Source organism: Rhodopirellula europaea 6C, from assembly GCF_000338295.1.
GTDB lineage: Bacteria > Planctomycetota > Planctomycetia > Pirellulales > Pirellulaceae > Rhodopirellula > Rhodopirellula europaea.
On the sequence record NZ_ANMO01000173.1, the window covers coordinates 1 to 17,082 of the forward strand.

Below are 17,082 nucleotides of genomic sequence, written 5' to 3' on the forward strand. Positions count from 1 at the left end.
GAGCCCGCAACGCTCACGAACGAGCCCGCCGGTTTGAATCGGCACCGTTGGATTTGACGCCGCACGAAGCTCTCGAACATGTCGAGGAACGCGCGGAAGATTTGTCGCAAGCACGACCGGAATACAACCACGCGACCAGTGCATTGGTCACGGTGGGTCGGCGTGATTGGTCACGAGGTTTGTTCATGGACCGCCGAGCATTCGTGACCGAATACGATCCGGCGGTGGACGACGAAAACGGACACATTCTCACTCGCATTTTGCAAGCCGCGATTCCTGTATGCGGTGGCATCAGCTTGGAATACTACTTCTCGACCGTGGACGTCGAAGGGTACGGGTGTGGTTCGAAATTGCCGCACAATGTGGCTTCCATGGTTGGCGTGATGACGGGTGCGGCCAGCGATTTGCGACCGGGGCTGTCGCAGCAAATGGTTGAGATTCACGAACCGATGCGAATTTTGTTTGTCATCGAAACCACCCCGGAGATGCTGCGAAGAATCATTTCCGAAAACGAAGGCATCCGGCGAATGGTCGAAGGCAACTGGGTTCAGCTCGCCATCCTCGATCCATCGACCTCCACCGTTCAGCGATACATCAACGGACACTTTGAACCACACATCGTCGCCGATCGTGAGATCCCAACGGTCCAGTCTTCGATGCATTGGTACCGTGGTCAGCGCGACCACCTCGGGTTTGCGACCGTCCAAGAACCAGAGATCAAAACACCTGTGAGTTCATCCGAATCCGACGCAAACACATCGGAGGTTCTGGTATGAACACCCTGGACATCTTCTTCCATGTTTTGGGCACCGCCGTTGTCGCCAGCCCCGTGCTGCTGCTTGCGGTCATGGGTTTGACATTGCTGTTCAATCGACCGCTCAGCGAAACAACGACGGTTCGAATCACCCAGACCTCGGTGTTGCTTTCCCTGATTCCCGCGATCGCGATTTTGATCACGATGTTGGCGACAGGGATCCGCAACGTTCCGATCGAGTTTGGGAATTGGGTGACGATTCCCGAACAAGCCTTTCACTTTCACTTGAAGTTCACCTTCGATCGCCTGAGTATTCCGTTCTTGATGCTCTCGTGTGTGTTGTGCGGTGTCGTCGGAGAGTTCACGCGACGATACTTGCATCGCGAACAGGGCTTTGCGCGGTTCTTCTTGTTCTACGCCATCTTCTATTGCGGGATGGTTTTGTCTTCGTTGGCGGGCACCATCGAAACGCTATTCGTTGGATGGGAGATGGTGGGACTGTCGTCGGCTCTGTTGATCGCCTACTTCCACGAACGTGAAAATCCGGTTCGAAATGGCCAACGCGTTTGGACGATTTATCGGCTCTCGGATGCCGCCTTGTTGATCGCCGCGATCACGATGCATCACATGGTCGGTGAGGGCGACTTTGGCGGGCTGATGAATTCAGGAATCTGGCCGGAAGGAACCGCGGCAGTGACTTCATCCCAAGCTTTGCTGGTTGGAACGTTGCTACTGATCGGTGCAGCGGGGAAATCGGCACTCTTTCCATTCAGTGGTTGGTTGCCGCGTGCGATGGAAGGACCAACTCCGTCGAGCGCAATCTTTTATGGGGCTTTGTCGGTGCACTTAGGTGCCTATCTGTTGCTTCGTCTCAGTCCTTTGTTGGAAGCATCTCTCGCATTGCAAATGATGGTGCTATCCCTCGGAGCGATTTCGGCTATCGGAGGTGCCTTGATGTCTCGAGTACAAACCGATGTCAAGACATCGCTCGCGTATGCGTCGCTGACTCAGGTTGGGATCATCGTCGTCGAAATCGGATTGGGTCTGCGTTACCTCGCACTCATTCACATCATGGGACATGCGACCTTGCGAACGATGCAGTTGCTCAGGGCCCCCACTCTGCTTCGCGACTACAACGACCTCGAGAACAAGATCGGGTCTCGCTTGCAGCAACAACCCTGGTCAGGCGTGGGCTGGTTGCCAAAACCAATCCAACGTTGGTGTTATCGATTCGGATTTGACCGAGGCTTCATGGACATCGCTCTGGATCGCTGGATCGCCGGACCTTTCGTGGGTTGCTTCCTCGCTTGCAATCGAATGGAAGAACGGATCACTCGCTTTCTTTCGCGAGAACCTGAGCCGAACGTAGATAGTGATGAGTCAGGTTTCGACGACAGCATGCCACAAGACATCACCACCGCCGCATAGGAATCTCCTTCGTTGTCCGAACTGCATTTCCCATGGATCGAATGTTCGATTCTCGTTCCGCTGCTCGGCGCGGTGTGGCTGCAACTTCGCAGTAACAATGAACGCGAGCTGCGCGACACAGTTGTCATCTGCGTTGCGACATTGTTGCTGACGATCGGCGAACTGGTCGACTTCACCATGGTCGGCACGTTCGAAGCGCACGATCACTGGCAATTCCTCAGCTGGATTTTTCCTCCAGACGTTTTTGTGATCGACGAGCTGAGCGCGTTTCAACTTCCGTTGGCTGCGTTGATTTTCATGGTCATCGTGCTATCGACGCTCCGCACCAAAGCCCCGCGTTTCTCGCTTGAGTTGGCATTGATTTCAGAATCATTGGTGTTGGCAACGTTCAGCTGTCGCGCGTCATGGGCATTGATCGCATTGCTGATCGCTTCCACCATTCCGCCTTTCTTAGAACTGCGACGTCGCCAGCGGTGCACACGCATCTATTGTTTGCATATGGGCCTTTTTGCCGCTCTGTTGGTCGTTGGCTATGGATGGTTGATGCTGTCCGACTCCGGCACCACCGCCATTCTGATTCCGGGTGCGTTGCTGACCGCCGCGGGACTGCTTCGAAGCGGCATTTTCCCGTTACATCTGTGGATGACGGATCTGTTTGAAAAGGCCACCTTTGGCACCGCGATTTTGCACACAACTCCGTTGGTCGGCGCGTACGCGGTGATGCGATTGGTTTTGCCGATTGCGCCTTCTTGGGCATTGCAAAGCATCGCGGTCTTGTCCTTGTTCACGGCGGTGTATGCCGGTGCAATGGCATTGGTGCAATCGGACGCTCGCCGAATGTTTTGTTTTTTGCTTCTGTCTCAGTCCTCGCTGATTTTGGTTGGACTGGAATTGGTCACTCCTACCGGACTGACCGGTGCGTTGAGTTTGTGGTTGTCGGTGGCCATGTCGTTGACTGGATTTGGAATCACGTTGCGATGCATCGAAGCGAGAATCTCTCGTTTCTCGTTAGATGAATTCCACGGTCTCTATTCGCAGATGCCGATGCTGGCAGGATTCTTCCTATTGACCGGGCTCGCATCCATTGGATTCCCTGCAACGATCGGGTTCGTTGGAATGGAACTGCTGATCGAAGGTGCGGTGGAGGTCTATCCGTTGGTCGGAACGATGGTGGTGATCGCGACAGCGTTTTGCGGCATCGCAGTCTTACTCGCCTACTTTCGAGTTTTCACCGGTCACGAAAACCGAACGTTGGTTTCGATGCGGGCTCGCCCTGCCGAACGTTTCGCGATTCTGCTGCTGACGTTGTTGCTGCTCGGCGGCGGTTTGTACCCACAACCAGGAATCGCTTCGCGTTATCACGCCGCGAAAGAACTGACGCGTTTGCGTCACGACACTCCACCGGGTGACGTGCCAGCCCATGCCGCGTCGCGCGGGCACATATCCCCGGCGGCGGCGAACATACCCGAATGAAGTCTTGCTAGACTTTGGAACAGCGGTCACGCAAACGGTCAGTCGGCGCGAAATCATTGGCGCGGCGGCACGACGGTTGGGTAGCGTGCGTCCAACAAGCAACGTTCCAACACCGGGCAATCGAAATTGAATCAGCGTGTTTTTCTGTGGAGTTTGACGTCGTCCTTGGCGGGGTTTCTGTTCGGCTTTGACACGGTCGTCATTTCCGGAGCCGAAAAAGCCATCCAGGGTCTGTGGGCGTTGGGTGATTTCCAACACGGTCTCGCCTTGAGCGCCGCGTTATGGGGAACCGTCATTGGATCGTTGATCGGCGGTTGGCCGACTGACAAATTTGGACGCAAAACGACCTTGCTCTGGATCGGGATTCTTTACTTGGTCTCAGCGATCTGGTCAGGTTTTGCAACCGACGTCTTTTCGTTCATGATCGCCCGCTTCATCGGCGGTTTGGGCGTGGGAATTTCCACCGTTGCGGCTCCGCTCTACATCTCCGAAATCTCGCCACCGGAACATCGCGGGACGCTGACTGGATTGTTCCAATTCAACATCGTCTTTGGAATCATGGTCGCGTTCGCATCCAACTACCTGATTGGTACGTGGGGCGGCGAGAATGCTTGGCGATGGATGTTGGCGGTGGAAGCGGTCCCCGCGTTGATATTCACCGCCATGTGCTTTTCGTTGCCATTCAGTCCTCGATGGTTGATCGCGGTCAAGAAGGACCAAGCAGCCGGCATGTCGGTTTTGAAGCAGTTGCGTCCAGAAGCGTCCGATGACGATGTGCAAAAGACGGTCGATGAAATCGTCGCGTCCGTCCGTGCCGAGTCGGACCTGACTCCCGCGGAACCGTTTTGGAGCCGGCGATTGTTCACTCCCATATCCATCGCTTTCTTGGTCGCGTTCTTCAACCAGCTTTCTGGCATCAATGCCGTGCTGTACTTCTCGCCGCGAATCTTTGAGTTGGCCGGGATGGGCGAACAAGCCGCTCTTTTGCAATCGATCGGGATTGGCGTCACCAACCTGATCTTCACCTTTGTGGGTTTGTACTTGATCGACCGATTGGGTCGTCGCACGTTGTTGCTGATCGGATCGGCGGGCTACGTCCTCTCACTTGGAACGTGCGCGTACGCCTTTCAGTCCGAAACGTTCAGCATCGTTCCCGCATGCATTTTTGCCTTCATCGCGGCGCACGCGATGGGGCAGGGTGCGGTCATTTGGGTGCTAATCTCGGAAGTCTTTCCCAACGAACATCGCGCCGCGGGTCAATCACTGGGCAGCTTCACGCACTGGATCTTTGCGGCATTGCTGACGCTTGTTTTCCCGGCCGTGGTGGAAACGTTCCATCCCGCTGCCATCTTTGGGTTCTTTTGCTTCATGATGGTCTTGCAAGGACTTTGGGTCATCACGATGCTGCCAGAAACCAAAGGTATCTCGCTGGAGCAAATGGAAGCGAAACTCGGAATTCGCGTCTGAGCGAGCTCAGGCAATCTGGCCGCTGCACACGGGCCGAATAGCAGTCTCGATCTTGCACTGATTGCGCCCGCCTTTCTTGGCGGCGTACAGGGCCAAATCCGCCCGGCGAAAAGCAGAACGGCTGTCATCAGAAGCCAGCACACATGTACCGCCGACACTGACGGTCACCCGAATGTCTTCGGGGTGGAAGTCCAACTGCTCGATCGCTTTGCGATGCTGCTGTTGAAGGGTTCCGAGTTCATCAATGGTGGTGTTGCCAAAGATGATCGCGAATTCTTCGCCACCGATTCGAGCCACCAGATCACCTGGGCGACTGGCGTCACGAAGCGCTTCGCCAACCTTGCAAATGACGTGGTCGCCTAAATCATGTCCGCGGGAATCATTGATTGATTTGAAACAGTCGATGTCGACGATGGCCACGCAGAACGGCACGCCGCTTTCGGAAAGTGTTTCCAATCGATTTTTGAATTCGATGTCGCAGCGGCGACGATTCGCGATTCCCGTCATCGAATCCAGAAGGGAAGCCTCTTGGAGTTCCAGCATCTGTCGCTGACGCAAAATGGCATGGATCGTCAATCGTGTCAGCAAGTGATCTTTCAGGTCATTCTTGGACAAGAAGTCCTGAGCCCCCGCTTCGATTGCGGCGAACCCGGTTTCCACGCGATCGTCGCCGGTTTGGACAACGATAGGAATCGATGTGACTCGTTCTCGAATCGCGCGAATCGATTGCAGTCCGCTGCTGTCGGGCAATCCTAGGTCCAGCAGGACAACGTCGAATTCCGATTGGCCGGTCTTCTCAAGTGCTTCGCTGAGCGAAGACGCTCGGACGATCTCGGAATCGAACATCTTGGAGCGTTGGAAGACTCGTGTGATGAACATCGCATCCGAGTCATTGTCTTCGACCAACAACAAGCGAAGTGATTCGATGGGCATAGGTTGGGATCAGTCCGTGAAATGGGTGCCGAGGTTTGAGAGTCTGGTCAAACGTAGGACACAGTCGGGACTTCGAAGGCAACTAGCCCAGTAAACCTAGGAATTGGTCAATTTCGGCGGGATCCGTGCAGAACGAGGTCACGAATCGGTACATGGCGTGCCCCTCAGGTGGGTCCGTCGTGGAGTCGTTCGGCGTCGGCCAAGGATAGAAACGAGCCCCCGCGGTCTGCAAACTTTCCGCTCGCGACTTTTCCATCACCACGAACACTTCGTTGGTTTCGTTCTGCCAAGCGAGTTCCGCGGCGGAAGACTTTTCGATTCCGGCGGCCAATCGGGATGCCATCTTGTTCGCGTGCCGAGCCAAACCGAGCCAAAGATCATCATCTAGGTAGGCATGGAATTGAGCTGCAATGAAGCGAGTCTTCGAAAACAACTGCGCCGCTCGTTTCCGAATGAACGGCATTTGCTTGGCCAACTCGGGTCGAAAGAAGATGATGGCTTCCGCACACCAGCAACCGTTCTTTGTTCCACCAAACGACAACACATCCACACCCGCTTTCCAAGTCATCTCCGCGGGCGTCAGATCCAAATGGACGAGTGCATTCGCGAAGCGGGCACCGTCCATGTGAAGCGGCAAGTCGTGGTCGTGGACGATGCCGCTGATCTCCTTCAATTGATCAACGTTGTAGACCGTGCCCACTTCGGTCGCTTGCGTGATGCTGACCGCCATCGGTTGTCCGTGGTGAACAAAGTTCGGATCGAACCGCCGCAATTGCTTTTGCAATGCCCGTGGGCAGATCCTTCCCAGGTCTCCTGAGACGGGAGCCAAACGAGCTCCCGAGGTAAAGAATTCAGGAGCCCCACATTCATCTTCGATCAGGTGGGCGTCACGGTGACAGAGCACAAAGCCACCCGGTCGGTTGACGGCGGACAGAGCCAACGAATTCGCGGCGGTGCCGGTACCGACAAAAAAGACTTCGATATCGGTCTCGAACAAATCGTTGAAACGTTGTTCGAGCCGTTGATCCAGGTCACTCGTCCCGTAGGCGGGCGACATCCCCTTCGCGTGGCGGCTCAAGGATTCCGCAATTGGATCGGCGGCACCGGCCCAATTGTCACTGGCAAAAAACATGAACCGATACCTCGCGAAAATTTAGCGCATTAGAAAATCATCATCCCGCCACTCGGCTCATCGTATCGCTTTCCTGAGCCAACAAATAGTAGAACGTGACGCGGCATTTTGACTTGTCACCCTGCATGATTTTGCAGACCTTCGCGATGGCTGCGTCGGCTTCTTCGGATGTCAAATCGAGGTTCACGGAACAATAGCCACGTTTAATACTCTCCAACTCTTCCGGGTCGGTAGCCGCGACGATTGCCGAGTCACGGTTCGCTAAAGCCAACCGTAGATGGTTGGCCAAAGATTCCACCGCGTCTTCGCTGGGATTCGGCACGTACTTTTTGACGTTGGCCATGTATTTTTCGATGTCCATCTGTCTCTACTTCATGGTTAAAAGGAGCGGAAGCGACCACCCGTTTGTAGTGGACTGCGATCGTCGAAACAACCTTGCAAGCGATCGCTGTTAATTCTGCAACCACTGAACTAGATTGGTCGCTCCCATCACCCCTCCCGAGGAGCCCTAACACCATGCAAGTGTGTAGATTACGCAAATTCCTTACGCGGCAAACCGTCTTTGCTTTGGCTGTCACAGCCACGTGGTGCGTCAGTGCCACGGCCCAAAAGCCAGACGCTGTCTTCACAGAAGCAAACGGGTTTGTGAAAGTCGAAGCGGAAGACTTTGCTTCACAAACCAACACCGACAAACGTGCCTTCTATCTGACAACCGCTGAATCGGCTCCTTCGGTCCAACCCGATGGGGATCCTTCTCATGCGTCCGATGCCAGTGGCGGAGCGTACTTGGAAATCTTGCCGGATACGCGGCGGACACACGCTGACAAACTGATTCACGGAACCAACTTTTCGCCGCAACCCGGCAAAATGGCTGTGCTGACCTATCGCGTGAATGTACAGACTCCCGGTCGCTACTACGTTTGGGTCCGAGCGTATTCGACCGGCAGCGAGGACAACGGTTTGCACGTTGGCATCGATGGCACCTGGCCCGATTCAGGGCAACGGCTGCAATGGTGCCAGGGCAAACACTCCTGGTATTGGGACAGCAAGCAACGAACCGAGGCTCAACACTGCGGTGAGCCCGGCAAGATTTTCCTCGACATTCATGAGCCCGGCGAACACAAAATTCATTTCTCCATGCGAGAAGACGGGTTTGAGTTCGATCAATGGTTGATGACGACCGACAGCAACTTCCAACGACCTCCGGCGGGCAAGTCGAACAAGCCCAAGGAAAATGCCACCGCACAAGTCCTTTCGCTTCCCGCAAAGGAGTTTGAATTTAAATCTGGTGGTTACTATTTGGACCAAGGCAAATGGTTGGCAATCAATCCTGATAAAAACCAATCCGCTGCTGCGAAGAAGGTCTTTCCTTTCCCCAGCGGTCGCTATGACGTCACGTTGAAAGCGGTCGGCGAGAACGACGGTCAATCCACCTACTTGGTTTCGGCTGACAAAGAATCGGTTGGATCCTTCACTTGTCCGATGGCGGACCAAACCTTCGCCGAAGGCAAACAGTTCCATAGAACGTTTGCGAACGTTCAGATCACCGAAGGAGCTGAATTAGAAGTCAGTTCCAAGATCGCATCCGCAGATGGAGCAGAATACAGTCGTGCCCGTTGGAGCGAACTGACGTTTACTCCAGCCAATGAATCGACCGCGAAGGCGGCAGCCAATTTCGCGAAAGAGCACAACCTCGTTGCCGCGAAGGCAGCCACTGAGTCCAAGTCCAATGATCGCGCCGGCAGCCCCACGAAACCGGTCAGTGATCAACCGCTTCAAATGCCTCGCGAAAAAGATGGCGATGGTAGCGTTCAGGTCACCGGTGAAAAACGCATGTGGCACAAGGTCACCGTCACCCTCAACGGTCCCTACGCTCACGAGCAAGACAACACTCCGAACCCATACTTGGACCATCGGATGGAAGTCGAATTCAAACATGAGAGCGGCAAGCAATACTTGGTACCGGGATACTTTGCCGCCGACGGCAATGCTGCCAACACGTCCGCGGAATCGGGCACCAAGTGGCGAGCAAATTTTGCTCCCGATGAAACAGGCGAGTGGACTTACACCGTTCGTTTCGAGACCGGAAAGAATGCTGCGATCAATCGCGATGCATCGGCCGAAGCGGTCTCTCCATTTAATGGAAAGACCGGCAAGTTCAATGTCGCAAAGACGAACAAGTCCGGACGCGACTTCCGTGCTCATGGTCGACTTCAATACGTCAACAAATCGCACCTCCAATTCGCGGGAACCGGCAAGTACTTCCTCAAAGCGGGTGCGGACGCTCCCGAAACGCTACTTGGTTATGCCGAATTCGATGGAACCGTCGCTGGCAAACCCGGCAAAGTTCCATTGAAGAAGTATCAACCGCACCTTGGCGATTGGCGTCGGAGTGACCCGACTTGGAAAGACGGACAAGGCAAGGGATTGATCGGTGCGGTCAACTACCTTTCATCAAAGGGTTGCAACGCGTTTTCTTTCCTGACCTACAACGCGGGCGGTGACGGCGACAACGTTTGGCCGTTCATCCACCGTGATGACAAACTTCACTATGACTGCAGCAAGCTGGATCAGTGGGGCATTGTCTTTGATCATGGAACTCAAAACGGCATGTACCTGCACTTCAAGTTGCAGGAAACCGAGAACGATGACCATCGACAAGGCCAGAAGGCCAATGGCTTCAAGCCCGAATCGCTTGACGGTGGCAAACTCGGCTCCCAGCGAAAGCTGTACTTGCGAGAGATCATTGCTCGATTCGGCCACAACTTGGCCTTGAACTGGAACCTCTCCGAAGAGACCACACAAACCACCGACGAACACCTCGCGATGTTGAACTACATCGAAGAGATGGATCCGTACGGACACAATCGTGTCTTGCACACTTTCCCCGGTGAGCAAGACAAGAAGTACGATCCGTTGCTCGGTGACAAGTCGAATTTGACCGGTGTGTCTCTGCAAAACAGCCACATCAAAGACACTCACTGGCAAACGGTGAAGTGGAGCGAGAAAGCCCGCGAGGCTGGAAAGCCTTGGGTGGTGGCCTTTGACGAATCGGGATCGGCCGCCCACGGTCAGTGCCCCGACCTTGGTTACCGTGGCTACGACGGTCACGACAAGACCGGCAAAATGACCTACACCCAGCACGAAGTCCGCAAGCAAACGTTGTGGGGCAACTTCATGGGCGGTGGCGGCGGAGTCGAATACTACTTCGGCTACCAATACGCTGAGAACGATCTTGGCTGCGAAGATTGGCGAAGCCGCGATCAAAGCTGGGACGCTTGCCGGGTCGCCATTGAGTTCTTCCAAAACAACTCCATTCCGTTTTGGGAGATGGTCAACGCTGACGAGTTGGTGGGCAATGAGAAGCACGACAACTCGAAGTATTGCTTGGCCAAAGCCGGCGAAGAGTACGTCGTTTACTTGCCCAACGGTGGTACCACCTCGATCGACTTGAGCGATGCGAACGGCGAGTTCCAAGTTCATTGGTACAACGCTCGCATCGGCGGCGATCTTCAATCGGGGTCCGTCAAAACGGTCTCCGGCGGTGGTTCCGTTGAGATCGGGAATCCTCCCGCGGATGCAGATCAGGACTGGGCGGTGTTGCTACGGAAGTAGTTCGCCTTGAACAATCCGAATGGCCCGGCGCAATTGCGCCGAGGCCATTTTTTTTGCGCGGTCATCAACTCGAAACAACAAGGTCAGGATCGGTTCACTGGTTGCGATGCGCGTGCGTTCCGGCGGTAGGTCAGCAAGTTCGATGGTGATTGATTCTGCACGCCACCGCTTTCGAATCGTCGAAACGTCGACGATGCCTTCTTGGCCGGCAAACACGATTCGCTTGATCCACTGAGTGCGGGTGCTCGACGATGACCAATCTGTTGACTCGGACAGCCAATTCAATCGGGTTGCGGGGTCACCACCATCGATCGCTTCGAGGTGCATTCGCATCAACGAATCGTCCGGGCCAACCCATCCAGCATCGGTTGCCCATCGCTCGATCACTTCGCACGACGCACTCGGACGAGCATTCAGTTCCAACAGACACCATCGTCCCGAGGCATCGCGAATGAAGTCGAGGTTGAACAATCCACGAAGCGAGAACGACTTTGCGACTTGTTCAATCAGGGTTTGCAAATGACGCCAGGGCACCTCGCTGACACCGACGCCCCCGATTTGTGAGACCGGTCCTCGAGAGCCAGAGTAGACAAACGGCCGATCACCGAACCTTTGGTGCAGCCCAACGGTGAGCCCTAACATGCGAGTCTGGTTGGCACTCGCGATCGCCACCAACCCGTACGAGCGCCCGGTGATGCGTTGCTGCAGCCATCCATCACTCGATTCTAAAATTGACTCCGTGGATGTCGGTACCGAACGAATCCCCATTCCTCCGGTCGAGTTGGCCTGCTTCCAAAGCCAGCGAATGCCTCGCCCCGACGTCTCGGCAATCAGGTCGGCGGCGGAAACGTCATCGCAATTCGATCCCGCCAAACGGCATCGTCCGGCGGAGCACTGGTAGGTGAGCGGCGTCGCAACGGGGAATTCGCCAGAATCTGACGCAGCGGCGATTTCGCAAACGATGGCTTGCAGGCGATTCCATTGTTGCCAAGAATTTCCCCCGCCGGAAATCTGGAGTCCGCCGACACGAATCACGCGTGCGGCATGCAAATTCGCGACTGATTCGATCTGTTGCGCCAGATTTTCCTGGGATTCTTCGCCAACCCGAAAAGGATGAAATTGGTCGCAAACCATTCGGGTGTCAGAATCGCCAAACCAATCCAGACCAATGACGCGGGAATTTGGCATGCCACGCCGCAGTGACTGCGCAGCCCAGCGGACAGATGCCCCCGCCAGCAGAATCGCGGGGCGGTTTTCACCGTCGCGGGGGTTTGTTACCGTTTCGAGCCTGCCCGACCCACCCATCGCCATTGGTGTGTTCATCCTGCGTGTGGGGTAAGGACCATGTGTTCCCACCGGTAACTCTTTGGGCGTTTGTTTCCCCTCTCAAAGGCATCTTGTCATGCAATTCCACATTGGTGAATCCCTCGTCGGTGACGGCAACGAAATTTCTCACATCGATCTGATGATCGGTAGCAAGGACGGACCTGTTGGCGCCGCGTTCGCCAACGCTCTGGCAAACCAAAGCGAAGGCCACACCAACCTGTTGGCCGTTCTTGAGCCCAACGTGGCCGTGAAGCCATCGACTGTGATGGTGACCAAGGTCACGATCAAAGGCATGAAGCAAGCCGTCCAAATGTTCGGACCTGCTCAAGCCGCCGTTGCACAAGCCGTTGCCGATGCCGTCAGCGAAGGCATCATTCCAAAGGACCAGTGCGAAGATCTGGTTTGCGTCTGCGGCGTGTTCATTCACCCAGCAGCCGAAGATGACGAAAAGATCTACAAGTACAACTACGAAGCCACCAAGGACGCGCTGAAGTCGGCGATGCAAGGCAAGCCATCGGCAGACGACATGCTGGCGAAGAAGGACACCGCAGCTCACCCATTCAAGGGCTTCTGAGCCAACGCTTTTGTCCAAAGCAAACGACGAACAAGCTTCGGGTGAGAACCCGGAGCTTTTCTTTTGCCTTCAAAGAAGTTCTCCTCAACAGCAACGGTCGCGAAGATGTCTAAGAAAATCCTTCTTCAACTGGACGTGGATCCTCATCCCAGCTCGTTCGACGCCGTGGTTGCGGTGGATGCGGGCGTCGATCACTTGCTTCCGTACGGCAACGTGGAAAGCGAAGCAGTCGAATCGCTGGTCCACGGGGCCATGTTCACGCGGGGCGGCGACGATCTGAAGAACACGGCTCTGTTCATCGGCGGGAACGACGTTGTGAAAGCCGAATCAATCTTTCGCAGCGTCCAAAAGGCTTTCTTTGGTCCCGTCCGCGTGTCGGTGATGCTGGACGCTTCGGGATGCAACACGACCGCCGCCGCTGCGGTCGCCTCCGCCTCCAAACACGTGTCGCTGAATGATTGCACGGCGGTCGTGCTGGGAGGCACCGGCCCGGTTGGCCGTCGTGTCGCACAAATGTTGGCACGACAAAACGCCAACGTGTTGCTGACAAGCCGATCTCTGAACCGAGCCGAAAGTGCCTGCAAGGAGATTGGCGAGCAGGTCAGCTCAGGCAACCTCGAAGCCGCCGCTCCCGAGAACCAAGACGACTTCAAAGCGTTGCTTGAACGAGCCGATGTGATTGTCGCCAGCGGAGCCGCCGGCGTGGAACTGGCTTCGAAGGAGTTGATCCACAGTTTGTCCGAGCTACGAGTTGCCATTGACCTCAACGCGGTACCGCCCGCCGGGCTCGGTGGCGTCGAGGCGTTCGACAAGGCCAAACCGCTTCACGAAGGCCAGGAGGATGGTCCCGTCGCGTACGGTCCGATCGGTGTCGGCGGTTTGAAGATGCGGACTCACAAAGCCGCCATCGCCAAACTGTTCACATCGAATTCGCTGGTCCTGGACGCGGACGAGATCTACGACCTGACGATCGAACAAATGAATCGTTGAGCGTCGAGACGCGAACACGACACCTGTAGAAATGCGAAAAGGCGAGTCTCGAAAGACTCGCCTTTTTTGATGCACTGGCTGGTTCGCGAAAACCAAATAGTGATGAAAGCCTACAGTTCGCGGGCGTAGGTTGGGTTCCAACGAACGCGGTGCGAGATGTTACGGATGCTGGCAGGTTGGCCATAGGTTCCGCGGCGTTTCCAGTTGGCTTCTCGATCACCCAGTTCAGGCTGCTCGACTTCGTCCGAATCTTGGGGATCAAACAAGTGATCGTAGTTGTCGGGCAGATCACTATCAGGTAGGTCGCTGTTGGAGTCGGGCTCGGGAGCACCAAACTCAACTTTGCCCATTGTTGATTTGGGCTCGGATTCATCCGATTGATACGGAGCTTCCAGTTCCGTTTCTTCCGATTCCAAAATGGGTCGTGAGCTGATCACCGAACCGGGCTCGGTGATGATCGACGAACTGGGATAGCTCGACGAATACGGTACCGAGTCGACGATTGGATGGAACGACGAATAGCCACTCGTGATCGCCGGGCTGAAAGGGTCAGCGTATGACAATGGCACACGTTCGACCACGGTTCGCGGAACCATTTGTTGAACTTGATACTTTTGATATCGCGGAACCGAAACAGGTCGACGAACGACTTGCACGACTTCCTCTTGCTCGTAGTACTTCACCGTAATTGGTTCACGACGAGTCTTGTAGACCACACGATTCGTTTGAACCGGCACTTTGCGAACGACTTCTTCGGCGACCCAACGTTTGCTTTGCACCGGCACCTTGCGAGTGGACGTTTCCGTCACAGGACGCTGCACGATGTAGGGCACTTTCCGCACAGTGGTTTGTGGAACCATTTTGGTCGTTTGCACAGGAACGTTTTGCGTGACCACTTCGGTTTGCATCCGCTGCACGGTGACAGGGACGTTTTGAGTCACCATTTCCGACTGCATCCGAGTCACTTGGATCGGACGCTGGACTTGCTGAACTTCCGGCACGTACTGCGTCTGAGCGATTTGCTGATTGACGTAATTCGGGCGATAAACCATTTGCGTTTGGACTTGCGGCGGCGTGACCACGGGAACCGCGGTTGCAGCACCTCGAGGATACGCCAGCAATCCGAGTGGCCCAGGTTGGTAGTAGGCTCGGGGATTCCAACCCAAACCGTATTGCAGTTGGCTTGGGGTGACGGTCGTCTGTGGCACATAACCACCCGCGTCGACCGTTTGCTGCTGCACCGTCGTGACGGGTCGATAGGAGGTGACTTGCTGTGTTTGCAACTGGGTCTCAGTCACAGGTCGTTGAACCATGTACTGCTTTTGAACCATTTGCGTTTCGGTGACCGGACGCTGCACTTGGTACTGCTTTTGGTACATCTGCGTTTCCGTCACGGGACGGTAAGTCGTGACACGTTCTTCGCGTTCCGCCGTTTCATTGACGTAGCGAGTTTGTGTCACGGTTTCTTCGCGATACGAAGTTTCCGTCACCGGTTTGTAGATTGTGTAGCGTTCTTCGCGGAACGAGGTTTCGGTCACCGTTTCTGGGACGGTGATCTCACGTTCTTCAACGCGTGTTTTCAGGACGGGCCGATAACTTTTGACCTCTTCCTCAACGTACTGCGTCTCGTAGGTCAATCGTGTTCGCTCAACCAATTCGGGCTGCATGATCGTTTGGGACTGCAAGCGATATTGCGGCGTGAAGCAGCATGCATCCTGAGCCGATGCGGTGCCGGCTGCCAGCAAGCAACTCAGCGCGGAGAGCTTGGCAAATTTCGATGACAGAACAGTGGGATTCATGCGTTCATTCAAACAGAGGTCTTTGAGGCGAAGGCCGATACGAGTCGAAACGGTCATGGTGGCATGTCTCAAAAAGGAAAACCTGGGTGCGGCACCGAGGTCTCAATGCTTCGAGACGACAGGTGTACAGACCCATGGGTCACAGCCGGATTGTTGCAATGGCGAGCCCAAAGGAAAGGGTGAACCATCGGCGCGGCAGGCATCCTTGGGGCCAAAACAGCCGCACAAATAAGAGTAGGCAAGACTTAAGCCATTTGCAGAAAAAACCCGTGAAAAACGACACTTTTGCGACCTCCCCGGGGTGGCAACTTCGCTATTTTGCCGAGACCGTCTCGCCAAACACACAGGCGTTGCATTTTCGCAACATCGCACAATCCACCCAAGTCTCCCGTTCGTTCAGAGCGTCATTTTCGATCGGCACCGCACCCGAACATCGAAGCAAAAGCAAGCGGTCATCCAAAACCCAAGAGTCCCGTTCGCCGGTGGGATCGCTGCTCCCGTCGCTTCCGGGTGAAGGAGAAGTTACTTTGTGGGCCAAGATTTGACTGTTCTCCTTTTGCCCGCCGCCGGACATCCACGTTTTCCGCCGCGTCGTCTGTCAGCGGGCCCCACCGATCACTTCCCCGCCCCCTGAGTTCCCACCATGAAAACTGGACCGTTCAATCCCAACCTGTTGTCAGAATCCGTCTTTGCCGTGCCACCGTTGGCTCGTGACGCGGACTACCAAATCGATGCGGACGAAAACGAAAAGATCATTCGCTTCCTGGAAGCCGGTGGTGTCCGTTCGTTGCTGTACGGTGGCAACGCGGTTCTCTACCACACCAGCTTGGCTGACTTTGACGATCTGCTCGGGATGATCTCCGACTCAGCCGGTCCGGATACGACCGTGGTGCCATCGTTTGGTCCATCCTTTGGAATCGCGTCGGACCAAATCAACATCCTTCAAGAGTTTGATTTTGGAACCGCGATGCTGTTGCCGTCGCGCGACATCGTCGATTCGGCGGGCATCGCAACCGGCATCCGCAAGTTGTCCGAACAATACGGCAAACCAATCGTCGTCTATCTGAAGCACGACCGTTGGTTGTCTCCCGACGATTTGAAGTCGCTAGAAAGCGACGGCGTGATCTCATGGATCAAATACGCAGTCGTTCGCGACAATCCCGCCGAAGACGATTATCTCCGCGAAGTCCTGGATGTCTTTCCTGCGGAGCGAGTTGTCAGCGGCATCGGAGAACAACCCGCGATCGTTCACCTGCGTGACTTCGGCATCACGGGATTCACCAGCGGTTGTGTTTGCGTCGCACCTCGCAAGAGCATGGACATGCTTGGTTCCATCCAAGGCGGTGACATGGAAATGGCAGAATCGATTCGGCAATACTTCCAGCCGCTCGAAAACCTTCGCGATGGGATTCACCCGATTCGGGTTCTGCACGAAGCGGTTGCACTTGCCGGCGTCGCAGAAACGGGCCCGATCCAGCCCATGCTCAGCAACGTCTGCGACGAAACCAAATCGAAGATCCAAGAAGCTTTGCGGACGATGAAGCTGATCAGCTGAGCCGAAGGCCGTTTCAAAGCGGGCCTTCACAAGAGC

13 protein-coding genes are annotated in these 17,082 nt (G+C 55.4%); 8 read left to right on the forward strand and 5 right to left on the reverse strand.

The genetic code is table 11. The annotated features are described in order from the left end of the window. The 4 genes from RE6C_RS17965 to RE6C_RS17980 form a co-directional block, all read left to right on the forward strand. A partial coding sequence (locus RE6C_RS17965) for a putative inorganic carbon transporter subunit DabA (RefSeq protein WP_039962468.1) occupies positions 1-776 on the forward strand: 776 nt, incomplete at its 5' end. Beyond that, positions 773-2,182, forward strand: a complete 1,410-nt coding sequence (locus RE6C_RS17970; RefSeq protein WP_008658797.1) for a proton-conducting transporter transmembrane domain-containing protein — start codon at positions 773-775, stop codon at positions 2,180-2,182. The genes RE6C_RS17965 and RE6C_RS17970, both read left to right, overlap by 4 nt. 12 nt (positions 2,183-2,194) lie before the next feature. Further along, positions 2,195-3,655, forward strand: a complete 1,461-nt coding sequence (locus tag RE6C_RS17975; RefSeq protein ID WP_008658799.1) for a proton-conducting transporter transmembrane domain-containing protein — start codon at positions 2,195-2,197, stop codon at positions 3,653-3,655. 126 nt (positions 3,656-3,781) lie between these two features. Continuing rightward, positions 3,782-5,122: a sugar porter family MFS transporter gene (locus RE6C_RS17980; RefSeq protein ID WP_008658801.1), complete on the forward strand. Its 1,341-nt coding sequence runs from the start codon at positions 3,782-3,784 to the stop codon at positions 5,120-5,122. Between the two features lie 6 nt (positions 5,123-5,128). Here the strand turns inward: RE6C_RS17980 and RE6C_RS17985 are convergent, their stop codons facing one another. The 3 genes from RE6C_RS17985 to RE6C_RS17995 form a co-directional block, all read right to left on the reverse strand. Continuing rightward, positions 5,129-6,055 (reverse strand): GGDEF domain-containing protein, encoded by a 927-nt coding sequence (locus RE6C_RS17985; protein WP_008658802.1) that lies wholly within the window; start codon positions 6,053-6,055, stop codon positions 5,129-5,131. An 82-nt stretch (positions 6,056-6,137) separates the two neighbouring features. Continuing rightward, a complete protein-coding gene (locus RE6C_RS17990) occupies positions 6,138-7,187 on the reverse strand; it encodes a threonine aldolase family protein (protein WP_008658803.1) in 1,050 nt (349 codons plus the stop codon). Between the two features lie 40 nt (positions 7,188-7,227). Next, positions 7,228-7,530: a DUF2853 family protein gene (locus RE6C_RS17995; protein ID WP_236618315.1), complete on the reverse strand. Its 303-nt coding sequence runs from the start codon at positions 7,528-7,530 to the stop codon at positions 7,228-7,230. A gap of 173 nt (positions 7,531-7,703) precedes the next feature. Between RE6C_RS17995 and RE6C_RS18000 the strand changes: the two genes are divergently transcribed. Continuing rightward, positions 7,704-10,802: a DUF5060 domain-containing protein gene (locus RE6C_RS18000; RefSeq protein WP_236618316.1), complete on the forward strand. Its 3,099-nt coding sequence runs from the start codon at positions 7,704-7,706 to the stop codon at positions 10,800-10,802. Here RE6C_RS18000 and RE6C_RS18005 read toward each other — a convergent pair. Next, complete coding sequence (locus RE6C_RS18005) at positions 10,791-11,990, reverse strand: ATP-grasp domain-containing protein (RefSeq protein WP_236618317.1); 1,200 nt, start codon at positions 11,988-11,990, stop codon at positions 10,791-10,793. The two genes, RE6C_RS18000 and RE6C_RS18005, sit on opposite strands and share 12 nt — an antisense overlap. A 214-nt stretch (positions 11,991-12,204) precedes the next feature. On the opposite strand from RE6C_RS18005, the gene fae reads away from it, so the two are divergent. Continuing rightward, positions 12,205-12,702 (forward strand): formaldehyde-activating enzyme, encoded by a 498-nt coding sequence (fae, locus tag RE6C_RS18010; protein ID WP_008658809.1) that lies wholly within the window; start codon positions 12,205-12,207, stop codon positions 12,700-12,702. Between the two features lie 63 nt (positions 12,703-12,765). Further along, on the forward strand, positions 12,766-13,692 hold the full coding sequence (locus RE6C_RS18015; protein WP_008658810.1) for a bifunctional NADP-dependent methylenetetrahydromethanopterin dehydrogenase/methylenetetrahydrofolate dehydrogenase: 927 nt from the start codon (positions 12,766-12,768) through the stop codon (positions 13,690-13,692). Positions 13,693-13,802: 110 nt separating this feature from the next. On the opposite strand, the gene RE6C_RS18020 is transcribed toward RE6C_RS18015, so the two are convergent. Next, the gene (locus tag RE6C_RS18020; RefSeq protein ID WP_008658811.1) at positions 13,803-15,548 is read right to left on the reverse strand and encodes a hypothetical protein; all 1,746 of its coding nucleotides are present in this window, start codon (positions 15,546-15,548) and stop codon (positions 13,803-13,805) included. 586 nt (positions 15,549-16,134) lie between these two features. Here RE6C_RS18020 and RE6C_RS18030 point away from each other — a divergent pair. After that, complete coding sequence (locus RE6C_RS18030) at positions 16,135-17,046, forward strand: dihydrodipicolinate synthase family protein (RefSeq protein WP_008658813.1); 912 nt, start codon at positions 16,135-16,137, stop codon at positions 17,044-17,046. Positions 17,047-17,082 lie beyond the last annotated feature (36 nt).